This is a genomic window from Alkalimarinus coralli (assembly GCF_023650515.1).
Taxonomy (GTDB): domain Bacteria; phylum Pseudomonadota; class Gammaproteobacteria; order Pseudomonadales; family Oleiphilaceae; genus Alkalimarinus; species Alkalimarinus coralli.
In genome coordinates this window covers 4354070-4370208 of sequence record NZ_CP096016.1, presented here as the reverse complement: position 1 = coordinate 4370208, position 16139 = coordinate 4354070, and the positions used below count along the sequence as shown (strand labels likewise).

The following is a 16139-nucleotide window of genomic DNA, read 5'->3' as shown; positions in this document are numbered from 1 at the left end:
AAGACAGCCATCCTCGCGTAGGCGGGGATGACTCATACGGTATATAAAAATTTGATAACGGAGTAATCACATGAGCGCATCATATTTAAGTATTGAACAAGTATCGATTGAGTTTCCTACCCCCACAGGGCCATTCAAAGCGCTGGATGGCGTTGATTTAAAGATCGACAAAGGCGAGTTTATCTCTCTTATCGGGCACTCCGGCTGCGGTAAATCAACCGTACTAAACATTGTCGCGGGGTTATACCAGGCAACCTGCGGCGGAGTCATTTTAGATGGCAAAGAAGTTTCCGAGCCGGGGCCAGAGCGCTCTGTGGTCTTTCAAAACCACTCTCTTCTACCCTGGCTGAGCTGTTACGAAAACGTCAAACTCGCCGTTGATACCGTATTCTCGCGCACCATGAACAAGCGGGAGCGACACGACTGGATCATGCATAACCTGGAGTTAGTGCACATGACCCATGCAGCGCGCAAACGGCCCGGCGAAATATCAGGGGGGATGAAACAACGAATCGGCATCGCCCGAGCCTTGGCAATGAAGCCTAAAGTACTGCTGATGGACGAGCCGTTTGGGGCATTGGATGCGCTGACCCGCTCCCACCTGCAAGACTCACTGATGGAGATTCAGGCGGAGCAGAATAACACGGTCATTATGATTACTCACGATGTTGATGAAGCCGTCCTGCTTTCTGACCGAATCGTAATGATGACTAATGGGCCAGCCGCCACAGTGGGGGAAATTCTGGATATTGAACTACCGAGACCAAGAAACCGACTCGAGCTGGCAGACAATGTTACCTATAACCACTATCGGGCGCAGGTACTATCATTCTTGCACGAGCGGCACAGCAAACCTGAAGCAGCTTGAATTATCACCCTGCTAATAACCAGCGCCCTGCTAATAGCCAGCGCTCTACTAATAACCATCGCCGCCACAGTATTAAAGTTTCCTCAACCTCTGCCGATGTACTAGCTATTAGCAAGGTCATGCAGCAAACATCGACTTGTTTGAGCATTAGTCATCGCAGAGGGGAGGTCACCCAAGATGAAGGCAACCGGTTTATCGATACTTATTCTATTGTTCTCGCTCACATCCGCAGCGAGTGCAGGTAATTTAGAGGCTCCATCATCAAAACTAATTACCCAAGCTGAACTCATGTCACTGCTACCCGATGATGCGGATCGTCAGAATATCAAGCGTCAGCAAAAAGCCTACAAAAAAGGTTTTTATTGGACGAAGAGTAAAACATTGAGGCCATTAGACAGAAAAGGGTAAAAGCGCCACAAAACGTAGCCCTGACGAATGGAGACGACAAACAGCACCATCAGCGCATTTCACAATGTTTGACAGAATTTGCACACTATTTAACCAAATCAGTATTAAATAGCGACTATAATAGCCAATAGAATCACTGAAACTTATTCATGATTCTGTCTTCCTTTTAAGACCCTTTTGATAAGCCGTTTGAGAGATCAAGCGGCTTTTTTTCTTATAGTCCCTCTATTCAAGTCGCTTTGCGATCCAGCTTCCGATACCCCAGCGCCTCTGTTATATGCTGCATGGATACCGTATCAACCTGTTGAAGGTCTGCGATGGTTCGCGCAACACGTAACACTCGGTGAAAGGCTCGCGCTGAAAGCCCCAGTCGATTCATTGCGTTTTCAAGCAGTGCGCGAGATTGATTATTTAGCTTGCAGACCTCTTCCAGCTCACTGCCCGACAACTCCCGGTTTGCTTTGCCAGATCGCTGCTGTTGAATTTCCCGTGCGGCTAACACCCGCGCCCTGACCGTTTCACTGCTTTCTGTATTAATAGATTTGGTGATCAAAACCTCTGCAGCTTGCGCTGGCACTTCGACATGCATGTCAAAACGGTCTAATAAGGGGCCTGAGAGTTTTTGCCGGTATTTGGCCACCTGCTGAGGCGTATCGGTGCACTCAATACTGGGGTGCCCATGGTAACCGCAGGGGCATGGGTTCATAGCGGCGACTAGTTGAAATCGCGCTGGAAAGGTAATCTGTGAAGCCGCTCTTGAAATGGCTATTTGCCCGCTTTCCAGTGGCTCTCGCAGCACCTCCAGTACTTTCCGGCTGTACTCTGGTAGCTCATCCAGAAACAGTACGCCGTTGTGAGCCAGTGAAATTTCACCCGGCTTAGGTGAACTTCCGCCACCCACCAATGCAACCGCAGACGCGGTATGGTGTGGCGTTCTGAACGGGCGACGTCCCCAACTTGTAACATCAACAGGTTGACCACTGATTGAGTGAATGGCAGCAACTTCTAACGCCTCTTGTTCACTTAGTCCAGGCAGAATACCCGGCAACCGAGAGGCCAACATGCTTTTACCGGTACCCGGCGGGCCGTAAAACAGCAGGTTGAGACTGGCAGCCGCAGCTATCTCTAGCGCTCGCCGGGCCAGAAATTGCCCTTTCACTTCGATCAAATCAGGCACAGCTTGACCACTCTGGGCAGATTCACCAAAAATTAACTCAGATAAATGACTATCACCTTTGATATCAGCACAGACATCAAGCAGGTGCTTGGCCGCTAATACCCGGGTTGAGCGACACAGAGCAGCCTCATCACTATTCGCCTGCGGAACATAAAGCGTTCGCTGTGCTTTGCCGCAAGCCATCGCCGCTGGCAAACTGCCTTTTACTGAACGAACCTCCCCGGTTAATGCAAGCTCACCTATAAACTCTCTGTCTTTTAACTGTTCAGCCGGCAACTGATGGGAGGCTGCGAGAATGCCTAACGCAATCGCCAAGTCATACCGCCCTCCCTCTTTGGGCAGGTCAGCTGGGGCTAAGTTGATAGTGATTCGACGATTGGGAAACTCGAAGCCAGAATTAATAAGGGCGCTTCTTACACGGTCTTTACTCTCTTTGACCGCAGTTTCCGGAAGCCCGACAATTGAAAGGCTGGGCAGACCATTTGAGATATGTGTCTCCACTGTAACCAACGGAGAACTCACGCCGACTCGGGCGCGACTATAGATAATCGAAAGTGACATAGCATTCCTTGCTATTGTCCCCTCTTTTTTCCTCTGCTCACAGATGGGTGAGTATAAAAAAAGGGGAGTTCCAAATTAGTGCGTTTACCAACACACGGCATAAACTAAACAGATTCCAGGTTATGCAGCGTTTAAACAGTGCCGTGCAGGGTGACGCGGTTATTTATCGGCTAGCTTTTTTTCCAGCTCAGTTACCTGCTTCTCTAACTGCTCTAACATGGCGCGCGTTCTTAACAGCACCGCTTCTTGAGTTTCAAACTCTTCACGGGTTACCAGGTCGAGCTTGCTCAATACACTGCTCACCACCATCTTGACATGGTTGTGCAGGTCATCCTGAGCTGACTTAGCCACATCAGGGATAAACTGGCCGACCTGCTCATGAATAGAATTCAAAAGTTGTTGAGGCGTTAACATGGACTGTGATTCCTTGTAATTCAGTTGCGTAAAGTCATCTGCTATGCATTGCTACGGGCTTTATACATTGAGGTAGCAACCGGATACAGCATACTGTGAGCCATTCTATCACGCTTAATATAATCCTCTAAATGTTTCTATCGGCACCGATTCTGACACAGCAGTGGATCTGCCACGATATTAAGTGCTGGAAATCCCAAAAGATAGATCAATGCACCAATAATGTGCACCAACATTTATTAAGCATCATAACCGCACCAGATCAGTTCGCATTCATGAACAATGCGCTATAATTGGGCCTAGCAAATTAACAAAACCAAAAAACAGACCGTTATCTAACTGTTTTTTATGTTATTTTAGCCATTGGCACAGCGAATGCTAATACTACGTACAATCCGCACGGCTACTCACTATAAGTTGCTTATCCAAGCCTTAATAGAAAGTACAGTGTGCGTAGTAATAGTTTCGGTCAACCGACTCAATAACTAAAAATTTCGGCGGCTCTAAAGGAGAACCAAATGAAACTCGTAACTGCCATTATCAAGCCTTTCAAACTCGACGACGTGCGTGAAGCATTGTCAGAAATCGGAGTACAGGGCATCACCGTAACAGAAGTAAAAGGTTTCGGTCGCCAGAAAGGGCATACAGAACTATACCGCGGTGCGGAATATGTTGTGGACTTTCTTCCTAAAGTAAAAGTAGAAGTGGCGATTGACGTTGATCTACTTGATCAAGTTATCGAAGCCATCACTAAAGCGGCTAATACAGGGAAAATCGGCGACGGCAAAATCTTTGTCACAACGCTTGAGCAGATCATTCGTATTCGTACCGGTGAAACCGGCGCTGATGCGGTTTAATCGCGATCTGAAATACTCTTCTTAGATTAATCATTAAATAAGCCTAGTGCGGAGGGCTTAATTATGGAAAACAATATCTTCCAGTTGCAGTATGCAATGGATACGTTCTACTTCCTCGTTTGTGGTGCTTTGGTCATGTGGATGGCCGCCGGGTTTGCAATGCTTGAAGCAGGCCTTGTACGATCAAAAAACACCACAGAAATTCTGACTAAAAACGTCGCGCTGTTTGCGATCTCTTGCATCATGTACCTAGTGTGTGGCTACTCGATCATGTACGGCGGTGATATCTTCCTTTCGGGCATTCAGAATGTTGATGTTGCAGCCACATTAGGCGAATTTGCTGGCCGTGAAGACGGTTTTGAAGGCGGCTCTATCTACTCTGGTGCGTCTGACTTTTTCTTCCAGGTAGTATTCGTTGCAACAGCCATGTCTATCGTATCAGGTGCGGTTGCTGAGCGTATGAAGCTTTGGGCCTTCCTGGCTTTTGCCGTCGCAATGACAGCGGTTATCTACCCACTTGAAGGTTCTTGGACTTGGGGCGGAAACTCTGTATTTGGCCTCTATTCTCTTAGCGACCTTGGTTTCTCTGACTTCGCAGGTTCAGGTATCGTTCACATGGCAGGTGCATCAGCGGCTTTAGCCGGTGTTTTACTACTAGGTGCCCGTAAAGGTAAATACGGTCCTAACGGCCAGGTTAATGCAATCCCAGGTGCGAACCTTCCACTTGCAACCTTAGGTACATTCATCCTGTGGATGGGTTGGTTCGGTTTCAACGGTGGTTCTGTACTGAAACTTGGCGACATAAACAGTGCAAACTCGGTAGCGATGGTTTTCCTTAACACTAACGCTGCTGCTGCAGGTGGTGCGGTTGCTGCACTTATCACAGCTCGCCTACTGTTTGGTAAAGCGGATTTGACCATGCTACTTAACGGTGCGTTGGCGGGTCTGGTTGCCATCACTGCTGAGCCTTCTACGCCTAGCGCACTTCAGGCTACACTGTTTGGCGCAATCGGTGGTGTATTAGTAGTATTCAGTATCATCACGCTTGATAAGCTGAAAATTGATGATCCAGTGGGTGCCATCTCTGTTCACGGTGTTGTCGGTCTGCTAGGTCTGCTATTAGTACCCGTCACGAACAGCGATGTAACGTTCTCTGGCCAGTTGATTGGTGCTGCAACCATCTTTGTATGGGTGTTTGTTGCTTCACTGGTTGTTTGGAGCATTCTTAAAGCAGTCATGGGTATCCGTGTCAGCGAAGAAGAAGAGTACGAAGGTGTTGATCTTGCTGAATGTGGAATGGAAGCTTACCCCGAATTTAGCAACAAGTAGTTTAGTAACAACAAGTAGATCAATGGCAATAACCTGTTGATCGATGACTAAGGCACCTCTCGGGGTGCCTTTTTTATTCACAAAAAATAATGGAGACCTTTGCACGACGTTATGAGCGAATCAAAGACAAGGCAAAACATGACGAAAAAGCGCAGTTTATAGTCTATAAGTGAGCATTTTGAGCCATTTTTTAACGCTGCATTTGTAAGCGCAGTAGTCGTGAAAAAGTCTCTAGTGATAACTCTGTCACACTTCATAACAATCAATTACCTGTCGTTCACATTGTTAAATTCAGACATAGTTTTAACACAATTGTTTTCAGAACTTACGTCGTGGCCTCGCTATTATTGTCTATTCTAAAACATAACAATGACTCACGTTTTGCGGTGCCTTATGGAAGCTCAAAGTGTATGCAGGAAAAACACGCAGGAATTGACCGATGCTGACTTTCTCGACTCATCGACCAAACCAGAGGAGACACCTGCTGCTCCCTCCGTGCCGACAAAGCGTCAGCATCCAAGGCGGTCAGCAAAGTGGAGGGTTGGCATAAAAACCACCCAAGGGCTGCATTTAGAGGGGCTAACCGTCAATGTATCTAAAGAAGGTATGATGATATCGCTCCCCTGCAACCTTGCATTGGGCAGTAAGGCATTTATTGAATCCACCGTTTTATACAGAGGCACACAGTTCAAGCTTCAGGCAGTCACGACGGTCAAGCATAGTAGCGTTAGTGGCAGCGAGTTTAATATCGGCTTTCATTTTAAAACGGCCACCGAAATCACCGCCCGTTTTCTCGGTCAGTATGCATCGAGGAAAATCTAGCCACACTCAGTTACCGATTCGGTATATCAATCGCACCCTCCGGCAACCACCAAGAGGTATCGGGTAGTTCAGTCGATTCTGGCAGCGTCGAATTGCGAAGGAAAAGCACTCGCCTGTGTTTCAGGTTTGCCTGTTTGAAAAGGTGCTGATGGTGTTTCACAAACAATGCCTTGAACGTGCCATCTTCAAGCGCCACTTTAAGCCCTTCTTCTATACGATTTTTAAGGCGGATGTTATTTTTGTGAACAAAAAAGTAAACCGGGTAAGGATAATAAAGCGCTATTTTTGGTTCTATCACAATATTTGGAAACTCAGGCTGAAATTTATCGACTTCAGCCCAAGCTTCATTAATGCCGCGGGGAAAGTAATTAAAGCGATTTGAGTTAAGCATGGCAAAGATCGACTGGTAACTGCTAATGCCTTCAACTCGCAGACCATTGTCTCTTAAAATCTCTATGTCAGCCCAATGAGCACCAAAGCCTGCCATGAACTGTGATGACAGCCGATCAACCGAATCAATATTCTGAAATTGCTCAACAGAATTACGATGCACCAACAGAACGCGGTACCCAAGTATTCCTCGTAACATAGGAATCTTAACGGGCAAGAGGGATTTCTCTCGCTCCCTGGTCATCGACAGGAAGGCCACATTAACGAACCTGTTCTGCTTAAGAAGCGAAATGCCGCGCCCTTGAGTAACGGCATCGCTAATAGGCTTAAGTGTGTATGCCCCAAAACGCTGTTTAGTGTTCTCCAACGCTAATTGCAAAAGCTCTATACGATACGCATAACGCAAATCTGTTTGAAAATAGCCAACCGTATCTGCTGCTAAAGCGGACGAAGACAACCACCACACCACTATGGGTATAAACAGTTTGCTGCGCAACACACTCCCCCTTTACTAATAAGAATCAGCCCGGCTGTGCTTGCATATACCAGCCATCATTTACATGTCGTATGTATAAGTTTAGTTCAAGTTCTGCTTCGCCACGACTATCAAACGGCCCTTCCTGAGTTAATTCCCGGGTAATAAAGAACCATTTTTCATTGACGCATAAGAAACGATCACTACGAAACCATGTTTTTATTTTCTCACCAGATCTAACAGCCATACCGCACCTCTCTGAACAACGCCACTCCACTCGACAACCTAGCAATTCATTAGACGTTATAGGCTCAGTATAGAGTGCATTCGAGAGTAGAGTTAGATTGTTAGACAATAAAGACAGTTCACTTTATAGCCAATCAGGATTAGTAAAATTGTGTAAAATCAATGGGATGTTTTTCTCAACAAAGACAGCCGTTCCTTTTGGTCCGGCTGTTTTATGCTCGCACATTCAAACTTGATAAGTTATTCAAGGCCGAGGTCAACCTTCATAAACTCGGGAACCGCTAACGCCCCTCGGTGAATATCCTGATTATAATAGCGAGTAACAAATGGTCGTTGCTCGGCGTCCTCTTCCCTGAAGCAGTTCAAGGGTTTTTGCTTGCTGGCCATGGTCGCACTCCACCAACCGGTAGGATAAACCGGTTGAGGAAAAGACAGTGTATGGGTGTGGCCAAAACCGGAGTCCCACATATTTTTGTGCACTGATTTGATGATGGATTTGCCATGTAGTAGCGGTGACTCGCTCTGCTGAACCAGTATCCCACCCGCTTTCAGTGCGAGCATACAGTTACGATAAAAGTCTACAGAGAACAAACCTTCTGCTTGCCCTGCCGGATCTGCTGAATCCACAATAATAACGTCAACGGAGTCTGGCACGGCGTCAGACATCCATTGCGTGCCATCACCAAAAAAGAAATTGGCTCTGGGATCCTGGTTAGAAGAGCAAAGGTCAGGGAAGTAGCGCTCGGCCGAACGCGTCACCCGTTCATCTATTTCAACCTGCCAGGCTTCGTCTACACAGGGGTGCTTGAGAACTTCTTTTAGCGTACCGCAATCTCCACCACCGATCACCACGACCTTTTCAGGGTTCGCATGAGTAAACAGTGCCGGGTGAGTCATCATCTCATGGTATAGAAAATGGTCTCGTTCGGTGAGCATGACACGGCCATCGATCACCATGAGATGACCAAAGCTCTCGGTCAAGAATATTTCGATATGCTGGTATTCGCTTTTCTCATCATGAAGCTTTTCTTTCACCTTTAATGAGAAAGCCACCCCTTCATTCAGAAGCGTTTCTGTAAACCACTCTGATGGTAAATTGTTCATCATTTGGCTCTCCTGACGTTCGAAAGTTGGTCAACTGGGTGGCTTGCCAGGCGCCCAATATTCACTTTTCAAAATCGCTAACTTGTCTCTATACCTTAGCATCTTGCAAGGCATTTTGGAGTTTTCTTACAACACCCAAACTAGGTGTTAGCTTGCGCCCCAAAACAGGGCTCATCGATCATGACATTTTTATTTCCATCTATCATTCGCCAGCTATAATCATTGAAAAGGTCAAAATCTTCTACCAGGGTCACCAATGAAAGATAGCATCAACGGCAAGTATAGCCTTCCCTATTGGAGTGAGGGTTATGTCGATGTGGATCAAGAGGGCGATGTCGTCATTAAACCCCATCGCCACAATGACAACCTGCAAATTAATCTCAAAAAGCTGGTTGAGCGCCTAAAACAAAACCAGCTTCAGCCCCCTTTACTCATACGCTTCAATGAAGTTTTGCATGACCGGGTCAACAGCCTCTGCGATGCATTCAATCTTGTTGCTGAACAGCACAACTATGGCGGCACTTACACCATCGTTTACCCTGTCAAAGTTAATCAGCAACGACGTGTGGCAGAAGAAATTATCCGCTCTGAGCCCGCAGCCAGCAGAAATCAAATCGGCCTTGAAGCCGGTAGCAAACCTGAATTGATGGCAGTCCTTGCGCTGTCTCAAGGGGCCGGATCAACAATCATCTGCAATGGTTACAAGGATCGGGAATATATTCGCCTGGCACTGATTGGCCAAAAGCTAGGGCGCAATGTATTTATTGTGATTGAAAAAAGCGCCGAGCTTGCGCTGATTCTTGAAGAAAGCAAAAAACTTAACGTCACCCCGTTGATAGGTTTACGAGCCAGACTATCGACTACCGGCAAAGATAACGGGCAAAGAACCGGCAGCGCAAAATCAAAGTTTGGCCTTTCTGCTTACCAGATACTTGATGCCGTCAATGTTTTGAAAGAACACAATGCACTCGACGCCCTTAAACTGCTTTACTTTGACCTCGGTTCTCAGATAACCAATATTCGTGATATACAGGCAGGACTTGGTGAGTGTGCCCGTTTTTATAGCCAGCTCAGAGAGCTTGGCGCACCAATCAATACCGTCGACGTAGGCGGTGGACTTGGTATCGACTATGAAGGAACCCGCTCACGCAGTCGCTGCTCCGTTAACTACAGCATCGCAGAGTACGCCTATAACGTGATTCACACGTTCAAAGAAGCGTGCGAGCGAACTGGGTTTCCGCAACCCAACATCATCAGCCAGTCAGGCAGAGCGCTGACAGCACACCATGCGATCTTGGTGGCAGATGTTATCGATGTTGAATCACCGGAGTATACCGACCTGACAGAACCCGAAAAGAGTGCACCTTCTCCCCTGAAAGATCTCTGGAGTGATTACCAAGCGCTGGCGTTATCTCACAGTAAGCGCTCTATCCTGGAAATTTATCATGATGCCTGCCATGCGATATCCGAGATTCACAGCATGTTTGCCCATGGTATTTTAACCTTGCAACACCGGGCTGATGCAGAGCAGATTTACCTTGCAACCTGCTCTCTCGTCCGTCAGTTTCTCCGGCAAGAAAATAGGGCTCGCCAGGAAGTACTGGATGAACTCAACGAAAAACTGGCCGATAAGTTATTTGTGAATCTCTCTCTGTCCAAATCACTACCTGATATCCGGGGAAGTAAACAGATATTTCCAATTCTGCCACTGGAAGGGCTTAACCAGGCAGACACAACCCGTGTGGTACTGCAGGATATCACCTGCGATTCTGATGGCAGGGTCGATCAATACGTGGACGATAACGGCATTGAAACAACACTACCACTGCCACCTTACCCTAAAAATACACCGTTCATGTTGGGGTTCTTTTTGGCCGGTGCCTATCAGGACGTTCTCGGGGATATGCACAACCTGTTTGGTGATACCGACTCTGTTGATATCGCTATCGGGCAAAACGACGAAGTTATTATCCAACACCCGATAAAAGGCGACACCGTCGATAAAGTACTGCGCTATGTGAACTTCGACCCGACCACATTACTGCATGCCTATCAGCAGCAACTAACAGATAGCGACCTGCCGGTGGTAGAAAAAGCAACACTACTGCAAGAGTTGGAACATGGGTTAAGCGGCTATACCTATTCCGGGAACTAGCCATGATGCTCTAACCTCAGACCTAGGCCCAATGCCGCTATACAGCCACACTCTCATACAGCCATATAAGGGGCGGTTTGTAAGGTTAGCTAACAGTGCCAACTAGCGATCAGTTAGCCATGCCTCTTCATTTTCATCCCGCTTGAAAAATTCAGGGAACAGCTGCCCGCCCATTCTCTGGTTGTACTTAACAAGGTTATGGCACTTGTGCAGATAGTCTTTCATTGGGCTGCGCAACGGCACATCTATGATATTGCATACAAACGCATACAGCGTGGCATCCACCGTAGAAGGCTTATCGCCCATCAAGTAAGGTTTATCCCCCAGAAAGTCAGAAATGGCTTTTAAGTCACGATTGGCAAATTCATAAATTTCATCACGACTATGGCGTCCCATGCCATGGCCATCCAACTCATTTTTGATATTTTTCTGCGCAACTACCGGTACAATCCCGCGCACCAATGTCGGCAACGTTGAAAAAAAAGCGTCTTTTGTTTTGACCCAGTTATCATCGACCCAGCGATTGTACAGTATCGCCCAATAGAGGTGCTCATCCATCATTCGTTCAAATGCCAACGCAACAGCCCGGTCTGCTGGAGACAGGTGGTCATCAATCTGGATGCTATTTTGCTTCTTCAAATAGTCGATAATCAGTGAGGTATCGGCCACCTCAACTTCGTCATCGCGAATAAACGGCAGTTTCCCTTTTGGCCCTTTACGGGGGTCAGTGACTTCTCGAATATCGTATTTTATTTCGACCATTCTGAGCCATGTTTCCAGCTTCAGACAAAACGGGCTCATATTGGGAATACCCAGGAGTCTGGGAAATTGATAAACCGTAATCATCTAGCTTAGCATCCATTATGTTTATATTGAGAGCTTTGCACGATGTTATGAGCGAAGCAAAGACAAGGCAAAAAATGACGAAAAAGCGCAGTTTATGTGTAATAAATGAGCATTTTGAGCCATTTTTTAACGATGAATTTGTAAGCGCAGTAGTCGTGCAAAGGTCTCATATTGTTAGAAGGCCTATTAAACATAGCATGCTTTCGCTAATTTGAAATATGACCCCAGCCTGAACATGGCGAGTCACCCCGTATGTATCGACTCAGAAATGCCTGTATTACTCACCTTAATATCTCCAAGGCGGCAATAAGGCACTACTCTGTCATCACACTTTAACCAAAGCGGCCCACTTACCCCCTACAGCATTGGCAACACTAAACCAGAGCACAGGCAGCCTTCTAATCACTACTTTGCTCATCTTTTATGAGCGTCATCACAACCTCATATATTTTGGCGATATCACTGCTACGAAACCCTTGATGACTTCCTTTGAGGTTTCCTTTCTGGTCAATCAGGTAGGAGGTTGGCATGCCAGTTAACTGGTATTTTTGCGGAGTTTCCCCCGTAGTGTCTGTTAACACGGGGTATTCAACTGGATATTTTTCCAAAAAGTGCTTTCCGTCTTCAGGGTTACTATCCAGGTTGATCGCAATGACTTCAAAACGGTCAGTCCCCAACTTGTTCCTCAATTTATTAAGCAGAGGCAATGACTGACGGCAAGGCCCACACCATGACGCCCAAAAATCGAGGTAAACCACTTTCCCTCGATACTCTTTTAATGTTTTGCTCTCGCCTGAGTAAATGTCAGGCAAGTTAAATTCTGGGGCGGGCTCATCTAACGAGAGCGCCCGGCTACTGCCTGAATATAGACAGAGTGATAGCGACAGTAAAAGTAATAATTTCAAGTCGTGGTTTCCCAATACGTTATTATTGGATTTAGGCCTTTAGTCGTTTTTCTAATGCTACATGAGTGCGCTGTATCTATATTAAAACCTCCAATCATTAGTCACCCTCTGTTTCAACAGACTATTAACACCCCAAAACCAGATACACAGACTTCATCAATAAGCGACGCCCATCACTGCAAGTATAGAGAGAACCTTTACTGTGCATGGCTATATTACTGGCACAGGTTAATAATATTGTCGCTCACACTTGCCACAATTCAATGCAGTAGACCTACAAATTCGAGGGTCGTTCCCAGAAAAAGCAAATAATTTGACTTTTTCGGGTTAGTTTTCTTTTCTAGGGGGAGGAAAGCGACTAACTCGTCTCTTTTCTAATGCAGCTCGGTGACTTGCCCGTCCATTTTTTAAATGCCCGGCCGAAATTAGATGGGTCGCTATAGCCAAGCTCAAAAGCGATATCATCAACTGATTTATCGGTGTTTTGTAATAACTGAACAGCCCTGCTTTTCCTGATATCCGACAATAAATCCTGAAAGCTGGTGCCAAACGACTGCAACTGCCGACGAAGGGTTCGTGATGTCATATGAAGTCGTTCAGAGACCTCATCCATGGTGGGAATGCTGTCAGGGTCAGACTGCAGGCACCGCCTAACCTTGGCGACAATGGAGTCAATATCATCAACAGCCTTCAGTTGCTCTTCACACTTCTGCTCAGCCAACCGCCTTGCCACCGAGTTAGCCAAGACCATAGGCAACGTTAAATACTGTTTGTCAAAACGAAGCTGATTGGAGGGGGAGTTAAAGGTAATCATCTCTTTTAACTTCTGCTCGGCAAACTCTGCATCTGACTTTTCACTGCCAACGAAAAAGTTGAAATACTGGTCAATATAGCTTGGAGGCGAATAGCTGACCCGACAGCTTCCTGTTCTAACCAGTGTGGGGCCAAACAGGAACTTGCTGACATCGAGAATTGAGACGAACAAGGCTTCTATCAAGAATGATTTCAGCACTCCCAAGCCCAGATTTTCATCCAATTGAATAACCGCGTCGTTTCCATCAATGAAAAATGACATCTCAATAAAGGCAAAGCGGGTTCGGTAATACTTAATAATTGAAGATATTGCTTCACTCAGGTTATCACTACTAATAGATGCCTGCCCCATCGCACCATGGGTTGTGAATTTTAAGCGGGTGCCATAATAGAGACCCAAAGCAGGGTTGTTTGTGAGGCGCAAAGCATTGTTTGCCAGCTCAGTAAACTGTTCATAATTCAAGGTCGCTTCCGGGTTGCGTAAAACACTTTCCCTTATTCCTGTATTTTCCAATAGCAACTCAGGGTCAGCCCCTTGCTCAATCGCTAACTCATACAAGATCTCGCCATAATGGGCGAGTAGTATAGCGTCCGCAGCGTGATACACTGACTTCATCAACAACAACCTTAACCGTCATAAAAATCATAATCGCCTTATCCTAAGATGACCGACAAGAGCAGATTACAACCTCAATTTATTGAACTCAAGTACATATTTGGCCGAATAACAGTCAAATTATACAAATTAATAAAGTAATTACTCTAATTTAAGATAATTATTCTAGAATAAGCCACCTAATTTCAATAATAGATCTAATAAAATTTAGTTCTATTTATCATTTACGCAAAACATAGCTGCCGCAATTAAAATAGGGAGTAGCTGAAACATACAGCAATAGGGGTCTTAAGAAGAAATGCCTCGCTTACAGGCGAGGCTGATGGAAGACCAAATTAGATGTTGCGGGGAAATCATCAAAATGCGTGATGCGTATTCTGCTAATGTTGGCGTATGGCACTTCCACCCGCCATAAGGCATTCAGGGGCATTTCAAGAATCTGGTTAATGATGGCTCTGATAACCCCACCATGACACACCAGTAACACATGCTGCCCTTGATGATCAGTCAGCATGCCACGCCAATGATCCGCAATACGCTGCATAAACGCGTCTAATGTTTCACCTTCAGGAGGCGAGAACTGAGTAGGGTCTCGCCAGTAGGCTTCAAGCTCACCAGGGTATGCCGCCATAATCTGCTCTGGACTCATCCCTTCCCAGCAGCCAAACCCAATCTCCTGAAACCCTGCGACCTCCTTGTAGGGCGTATTTCGATTATCTGCCAACTGCCTGGCAAACTCCGAACAACGCCTGAGAGGCGAGCTTATTATTTGTTGCCATGGCCGGTGGTCTCCAACAGAGGCACGCATCTGGTTCCAGCCTTCTTCTGTCAGTGGGTCGTCCTGGCTGCCTCTCAGCAATCGACCGCCAACCGGTTCACCATGACGTAACAAATCAATAATGGTTTCTTTATAACTGCTCATTTACTGCTCAACTTATGTTAATAACTCCAGGGCTCACACCTATGTTTGCCCGGTTCGGTCAATAATCCTACTCACATTCAACGGCTTCACTGAAAAAGCCAAGCACTAGCATGTTTAACCTGCCTGCACCTTTAACCTGTCAGCATCTTTAGCCTGCCTGCACCTCTGCTTCTTCAAATGTGGCCATGCTGGCATGCAGGGCCAGTGCCGAATCTATAATCGGCAGACAGACCGCAGCGCCACTCCCTTCCCCAAGCCTCATACCCAAAGACAGTAACGGGCTAACCTCTAATTGCTCTAAAACCAGCCGGTGGCCCTTTTCAGCCGACTGATGCGAGAACAGTAACCAACCTTTTAATTCTGGCCTTAACCTGCAAGCAACCAATGCAGCGGCTGTCGCGATAAAGCCATCAACCAGCGAAGGAATACCTTGCTGTGCTGCCGCAATATAAGCCCCGGCCAGTGCTGCAATCTCAAATCCGCCTACCGCACATAAAACATCAAGCGGCTGCGGAGAGGGAGCATGTTTTTTTAACGCCGCACTAATCACGTCTGCCTTGTGTTTAATTGCCTGGTTACCCAACCCGGTACCTGCGCCCACTAAATCATCTACCGGTCTATTGAGTAAAGCACAACAAACAGCGGTTGCCGACGTTGTATTGGCAATCCCCATCTCTCCCCCGATAAATAACCGGGTATCTTGAGCAATCACCTCATTGATAACCTGCTGGCCAATAGCTAGCGCATCCAGGCACTGCTGCTTCGTCATCGCCGGTTGTTTAGCGAAGTTAGCAGTGCCACACGCGACAGGATTATTAACAACGCCACCAACTCCCGCTACTGAGTTGGCCGTACCCGCATTAACAATATGCAGGTCAGCGCCCAGTTGAGCCGCCAGCACGCTAATCGCAGCCCCTCCACGGGCAAAATTTTTCACCATTTCAACGGTGACTGCCTGAGGAAAAGCAGATACCCCCTCTTCTGCCACACCATGATCCGCCGCAAATATAGCGATTGATGTTTTCTTTGCGACGAGCTCCGGTATTACCTTACCCTGCCAGCCGGCAAACAACACTGCCAGTTGCTCAAGACGCCCTAACGAACCCGGAGGTTTGGTCAGCGTACTCTGCCTGAGTTCTGCTTTCTCTCTTGAAAATAAATCAATTTCAACCAGTGGCGCTTCAAACCAATGTGGCATAGTTAATTCTCATTATGTTTTATTTAGATTTGA

General features: G+C 46.7%; 16 protein-coding genes. 6 read left to right on the top strand and 10 right to left on the bottom strand.

Going from position 1 to position 16139, the window contains the following annotated elements; genetic code table 11:
- Window positions 1–70: 70 nt before the first annotated feature.
- Together MY523_RS19745 and MY523_RS19740 are read left to right on the top strand one after the other, a co-directional pair.
- Window positions 71–868 (top strand): ABC transporter ATP-binding protein, encoded by a 798-nt coding sequence (locus tag MY523_RS19745; protein ID WP_250656395.1) that lies wholly within the window; start codon window positions 71–73, stop codon window positions 866–868.
- 177 nt (window positions 869–1045) lie between these two features.
- Complete coding sequence (locus MY523_RS19740) at window positions 1046–1276, top strand: hypothetical protein (protein WP_250656394.1); 231 nt, start codon at window positions 1046–1048, stop codon at window positions 1274–1276.
- A gap of 229 nt (window positions 1277–1505) precedes the next feature.
- Here MY523_RS19740 and MY523_RS19735 read toward each other — a convergent pair whose 3' ends face one another.
- Together MY523_RS19735 and MY523_RS19730 are read right to left on the bottom strand one after the other, a co-directional pair.
- Window positions 1506–3014, bottom strand: a complete 1509-nt coding sequence (locus MY523_RS19735) for a YifB family Mg chelatase-like AAA ATPase (RefSeq protein WP_250656393.1) — start codon at window positions 3012–3014, stop codon at window positions 1506–1508.
- Window positions 3015–3173: 159 nt separating this feature from the next.
- Window positions 3174–3428 (bottom strand): accessory factor UbiK family protein, encoded by a 255-nt coding sequence (locus MY523_RS19730; RefSeq protein WP_250656392.1) that lies wholly within the window; start codon window positions 3426–3428, stop codon window positions 3174–3176.
- A gap of 518 nt (window positions 3429–3946) precedes the next feature.
- Between MY523_RS19730 and glnK the strand changes: the two genes are divergently transcribed.
- From glnK to MY523_RS19715, 3 genes are all read left to right on the top strand, one after another.
- A complete protein-coding gene (gene glnK, locus MY523_RS19725) occupies window positions 3947–4285 on the top strand; it encodes a P-II family nitrogen regulator (RefSeq protein WP_250656391.1) in 339 nt (112 codons plus the stop codon).
- Window positions 4286–4348: 63 nt separating this feature from the next.
- Entirely contained in the window at window positions 4349–5614 is a 1266-nt protein-coding gene (locus MY523_RS19720) for an ammonium transporter (protein ID WP_250656390.1), read from the top strand.
- Window positions 5615–6007: 393 nt separating this feature from the next.
- Window positions 6008–6436: a PilZ domain-containing protein gene (locus MY523_RS19715; RefSeq protein ID WP_250656389.1), complete on the top strand. Its 429-nt coding sequence runs from the start codon at window positions 6008–6010 to the stop codon at window positions 6434–6436.
- 10 nt (window positions 6437–6446) lie between these two features.
- Here MY523_RS19715 and MY523_RS19710 read toward each other — a convergent pair whose 3' ends face one another.
- From MY523_RS19710 to speE, 3 genes are all read right to left on the bottom strand, one after another.
- Window positions 6447–7325, bottom strand: a complete 879-nt coding sequence (locus MY523_RS19710) for a transporter substrate-binding domain-containing protein (RefSeq protein ID WP_250656388.1) — start codon at window positions 7323–7325, stop codon at window positions 6447–6449.
- A 22-nt stretch (window positions 7326–7347) separates the two neighbouring features.
- Window positions 7348–7548, bottom strand: a complete 201-nt coding sequence (locus MY523_RS19705) for a DUF6316 family protein (protein WP_250656387.1) — start codon at window positions 7546–7548, stop codon at window positions 7348–7350.
- A gap of 239 nt (window positions 7549–7787) precedes the next feature.
- Window positions 7788–8654, bottom strand: coding sequence for a polyamine aminopropyltransferase (gene speE / locus MY523_RS19700; RefSeq protein WP_250656386.1), 867 nt, complete (start codon window positions 8652–8654; stop codon window positions 7788–7790).
- 253 nt (window positions 8655–8907) lie between these two features.
- On the opposite strand from speE, the gene speA reads away from it, so the two are divergent.
- Window positions 8908–10806, top strand: coding sequence for a biosynthetic arginine decarboxylase (speA, locus tag MY523_RS19695; protein ID WP_250656385.1), 1899 nt, complete (start codon window positions 8908–8910; stop codon window positions 10804–10806).
- 102 nt (window positions 10807–10908) lie between these two features.
- Here speA and MY523_RS19690 read toward each other — a convergent pair whose 3' ends face one another.
- The 5 genes from MY523_RS19690 to cobT all read right to left on the bottom strand — a co-directional run bounded on the left by MY523_RS19690 (window position 10909) and on the right by cobT (window position 16106).
- On the bottom strand, window positions 10909–11607 hold the full coding sequence (locus tag MY523_RS19690) for a glutathione S-transferase family protein (protein ID WP_250656384.1): 699 nt from the start codon (window positions 11605–11607) through the stop codon (window positions 10909–10911).
- Between the two features lie 443 nt (window positions 11608–12050).
- Window positions 12051–12557, bottom strand: coding sequence for a TlpA family protein disulfide reductase (locus MY523_RS19685; protein WP_250656383.1), 507 nt, complete (start codon window positions 12555–12557; stop codon window positions 12051–12053).
- Window positions 12558–12915: 358 nt separating this feature from the next.
- A complete protein-coding gene (locus MY523_RS19680) occupies window positions 12916–13986 on the bottom strand; it encodes an AraC family transcriptional regulator (RefSeq protein ID WP_250656382.1) in 1071 nt (356 codons plus the stop codon).
- A gap of 307 nt (window positions 13987–14293) precedes the next feature.
- On the bottom strand, window positions 14294–14908 hold the full coding sequence (locus MY523_RS19675; protein ID WP_250656381.1) for a histidine phosphatase family protein: 615 nt from the start codon (window positions 14906–14908) through the stop codon (window positions 14294–14296).
- A 148-nt stretch (window positions 14909–15056) separates the two neighbouring features.
- Window positions 15057–16106: a nicotinate-nucleotide--dimethylbenzimidazole phosphoribosyltransferase gene (gene cobT / locus MY523_RS19670; RefSeq protein ID WP_250656380.1), complete on the bottom strand. Its 1050-nt coding sequence runs from the start codon at window positions 16104–16106 to the stop codon at window positions 15057–15059.
- Window positions 16107–16139 lie beyond the last annotated feature (33 nt).

Excerpts from the sequence above, each read along its gene's own strand:
- MY523_RS19745 (WP_250656395.1), top strand. The coding sequence starts at position 71 with ATGAGCGCATCATATTTAAGTATTGAACAAGTATCGATTGAGTTTCCT.
- MY523_RS19740 (WP_250656394.1), top strand. The coding sequence starts at position 1,046 with ATGAAGGCAACCGGTTTATCGATACTTATTCTATTGTTCTCGCTCACA.
- MY523_RS19735 (WP_250656393.1), bottom strand. The coding sequence starts at position 3,014 with ATGTCACTTTCGATTATCTATAGTCGCGCCCGAGTCGGCGTGAGTTCT.
- MY523_RS19730 (WP_250656392.1), bottom strand. The coding sequence starts at position 3,428 with ATGTTAACGCCTCAACAACTTTTGAATTCTATTCATGAGCAGGTCGGC.
- glnK (WP_250656391.1), top strand. The coding sequence starts at position 3,947 with ATGAAACTCGTAACTGCCATTATCAAGCCTTTCAAACTCGACGACGTG.
- MY523_RS19720 (WP_250656390.1), top strand. The coding sequence starts at position 4,349 with ATGGAAAACAATATCTTCCAGTTGCAGTATGCAATGGATACGTTCTAC.
- MY523_RS19715 (WP_250656389.1), top strand. The coding sequence starts at position 6,008 with ATGGAAGCTCAAAGTGTATGCAGGAAAAACACGCAGGAATTGACCGAT.
- MY523_RS19705 (WP_250656387.1), bottom strand. The coding sequence starts at position 7,548 with ATGGCTGTTAGATCTGGTGAGAAAATAAAAACATGGTTTCGTAGTGAT.
- speE (WP_250656386.1), bottom strand. The coding sequence starts at position 8,654 with ATGATGAACAATTTACCATCAGAGTGGTTTACAGAAACGCTTCTGAAT.
- speA (WP_250656385.1), top strand. The coding sequence starts at position 8,908 with ATGAAAGATAGCATCAACGGCAAGTATAGCCTTCCCTATTGGAGTGAG.
- MY523_RS19690 (WP_250656384.1), bottom strand. The coding sequence starts at position 11,607 with ATGAGCCCGTTTTGTCTGAAGCTGGAAACATGGCTCAGAATGGTCGAA.
- MY523_RS19680 (WP_250656382.1), bottom strand. The coding sequence starts at position 13,986 with ATGAAGTCAGTGTATCACGCTGCGGACGCTATACTACTCGCCCATTAT.
- MY523_RS19675 (WP_250656381.1), bottom strand. The coding sequence starts at position 14,908 with ATGAGCAGTTATAAAGAAACCATTATTGATTTGTTACGTCATGGTGAA.
- cobT (WP_250656380.1), bottom strand. The coding sequence starts at position 16,106 with ATGCCACATTGGTTTGAAGCGCCACTGGTTGAAATTGATTTATTTTCA.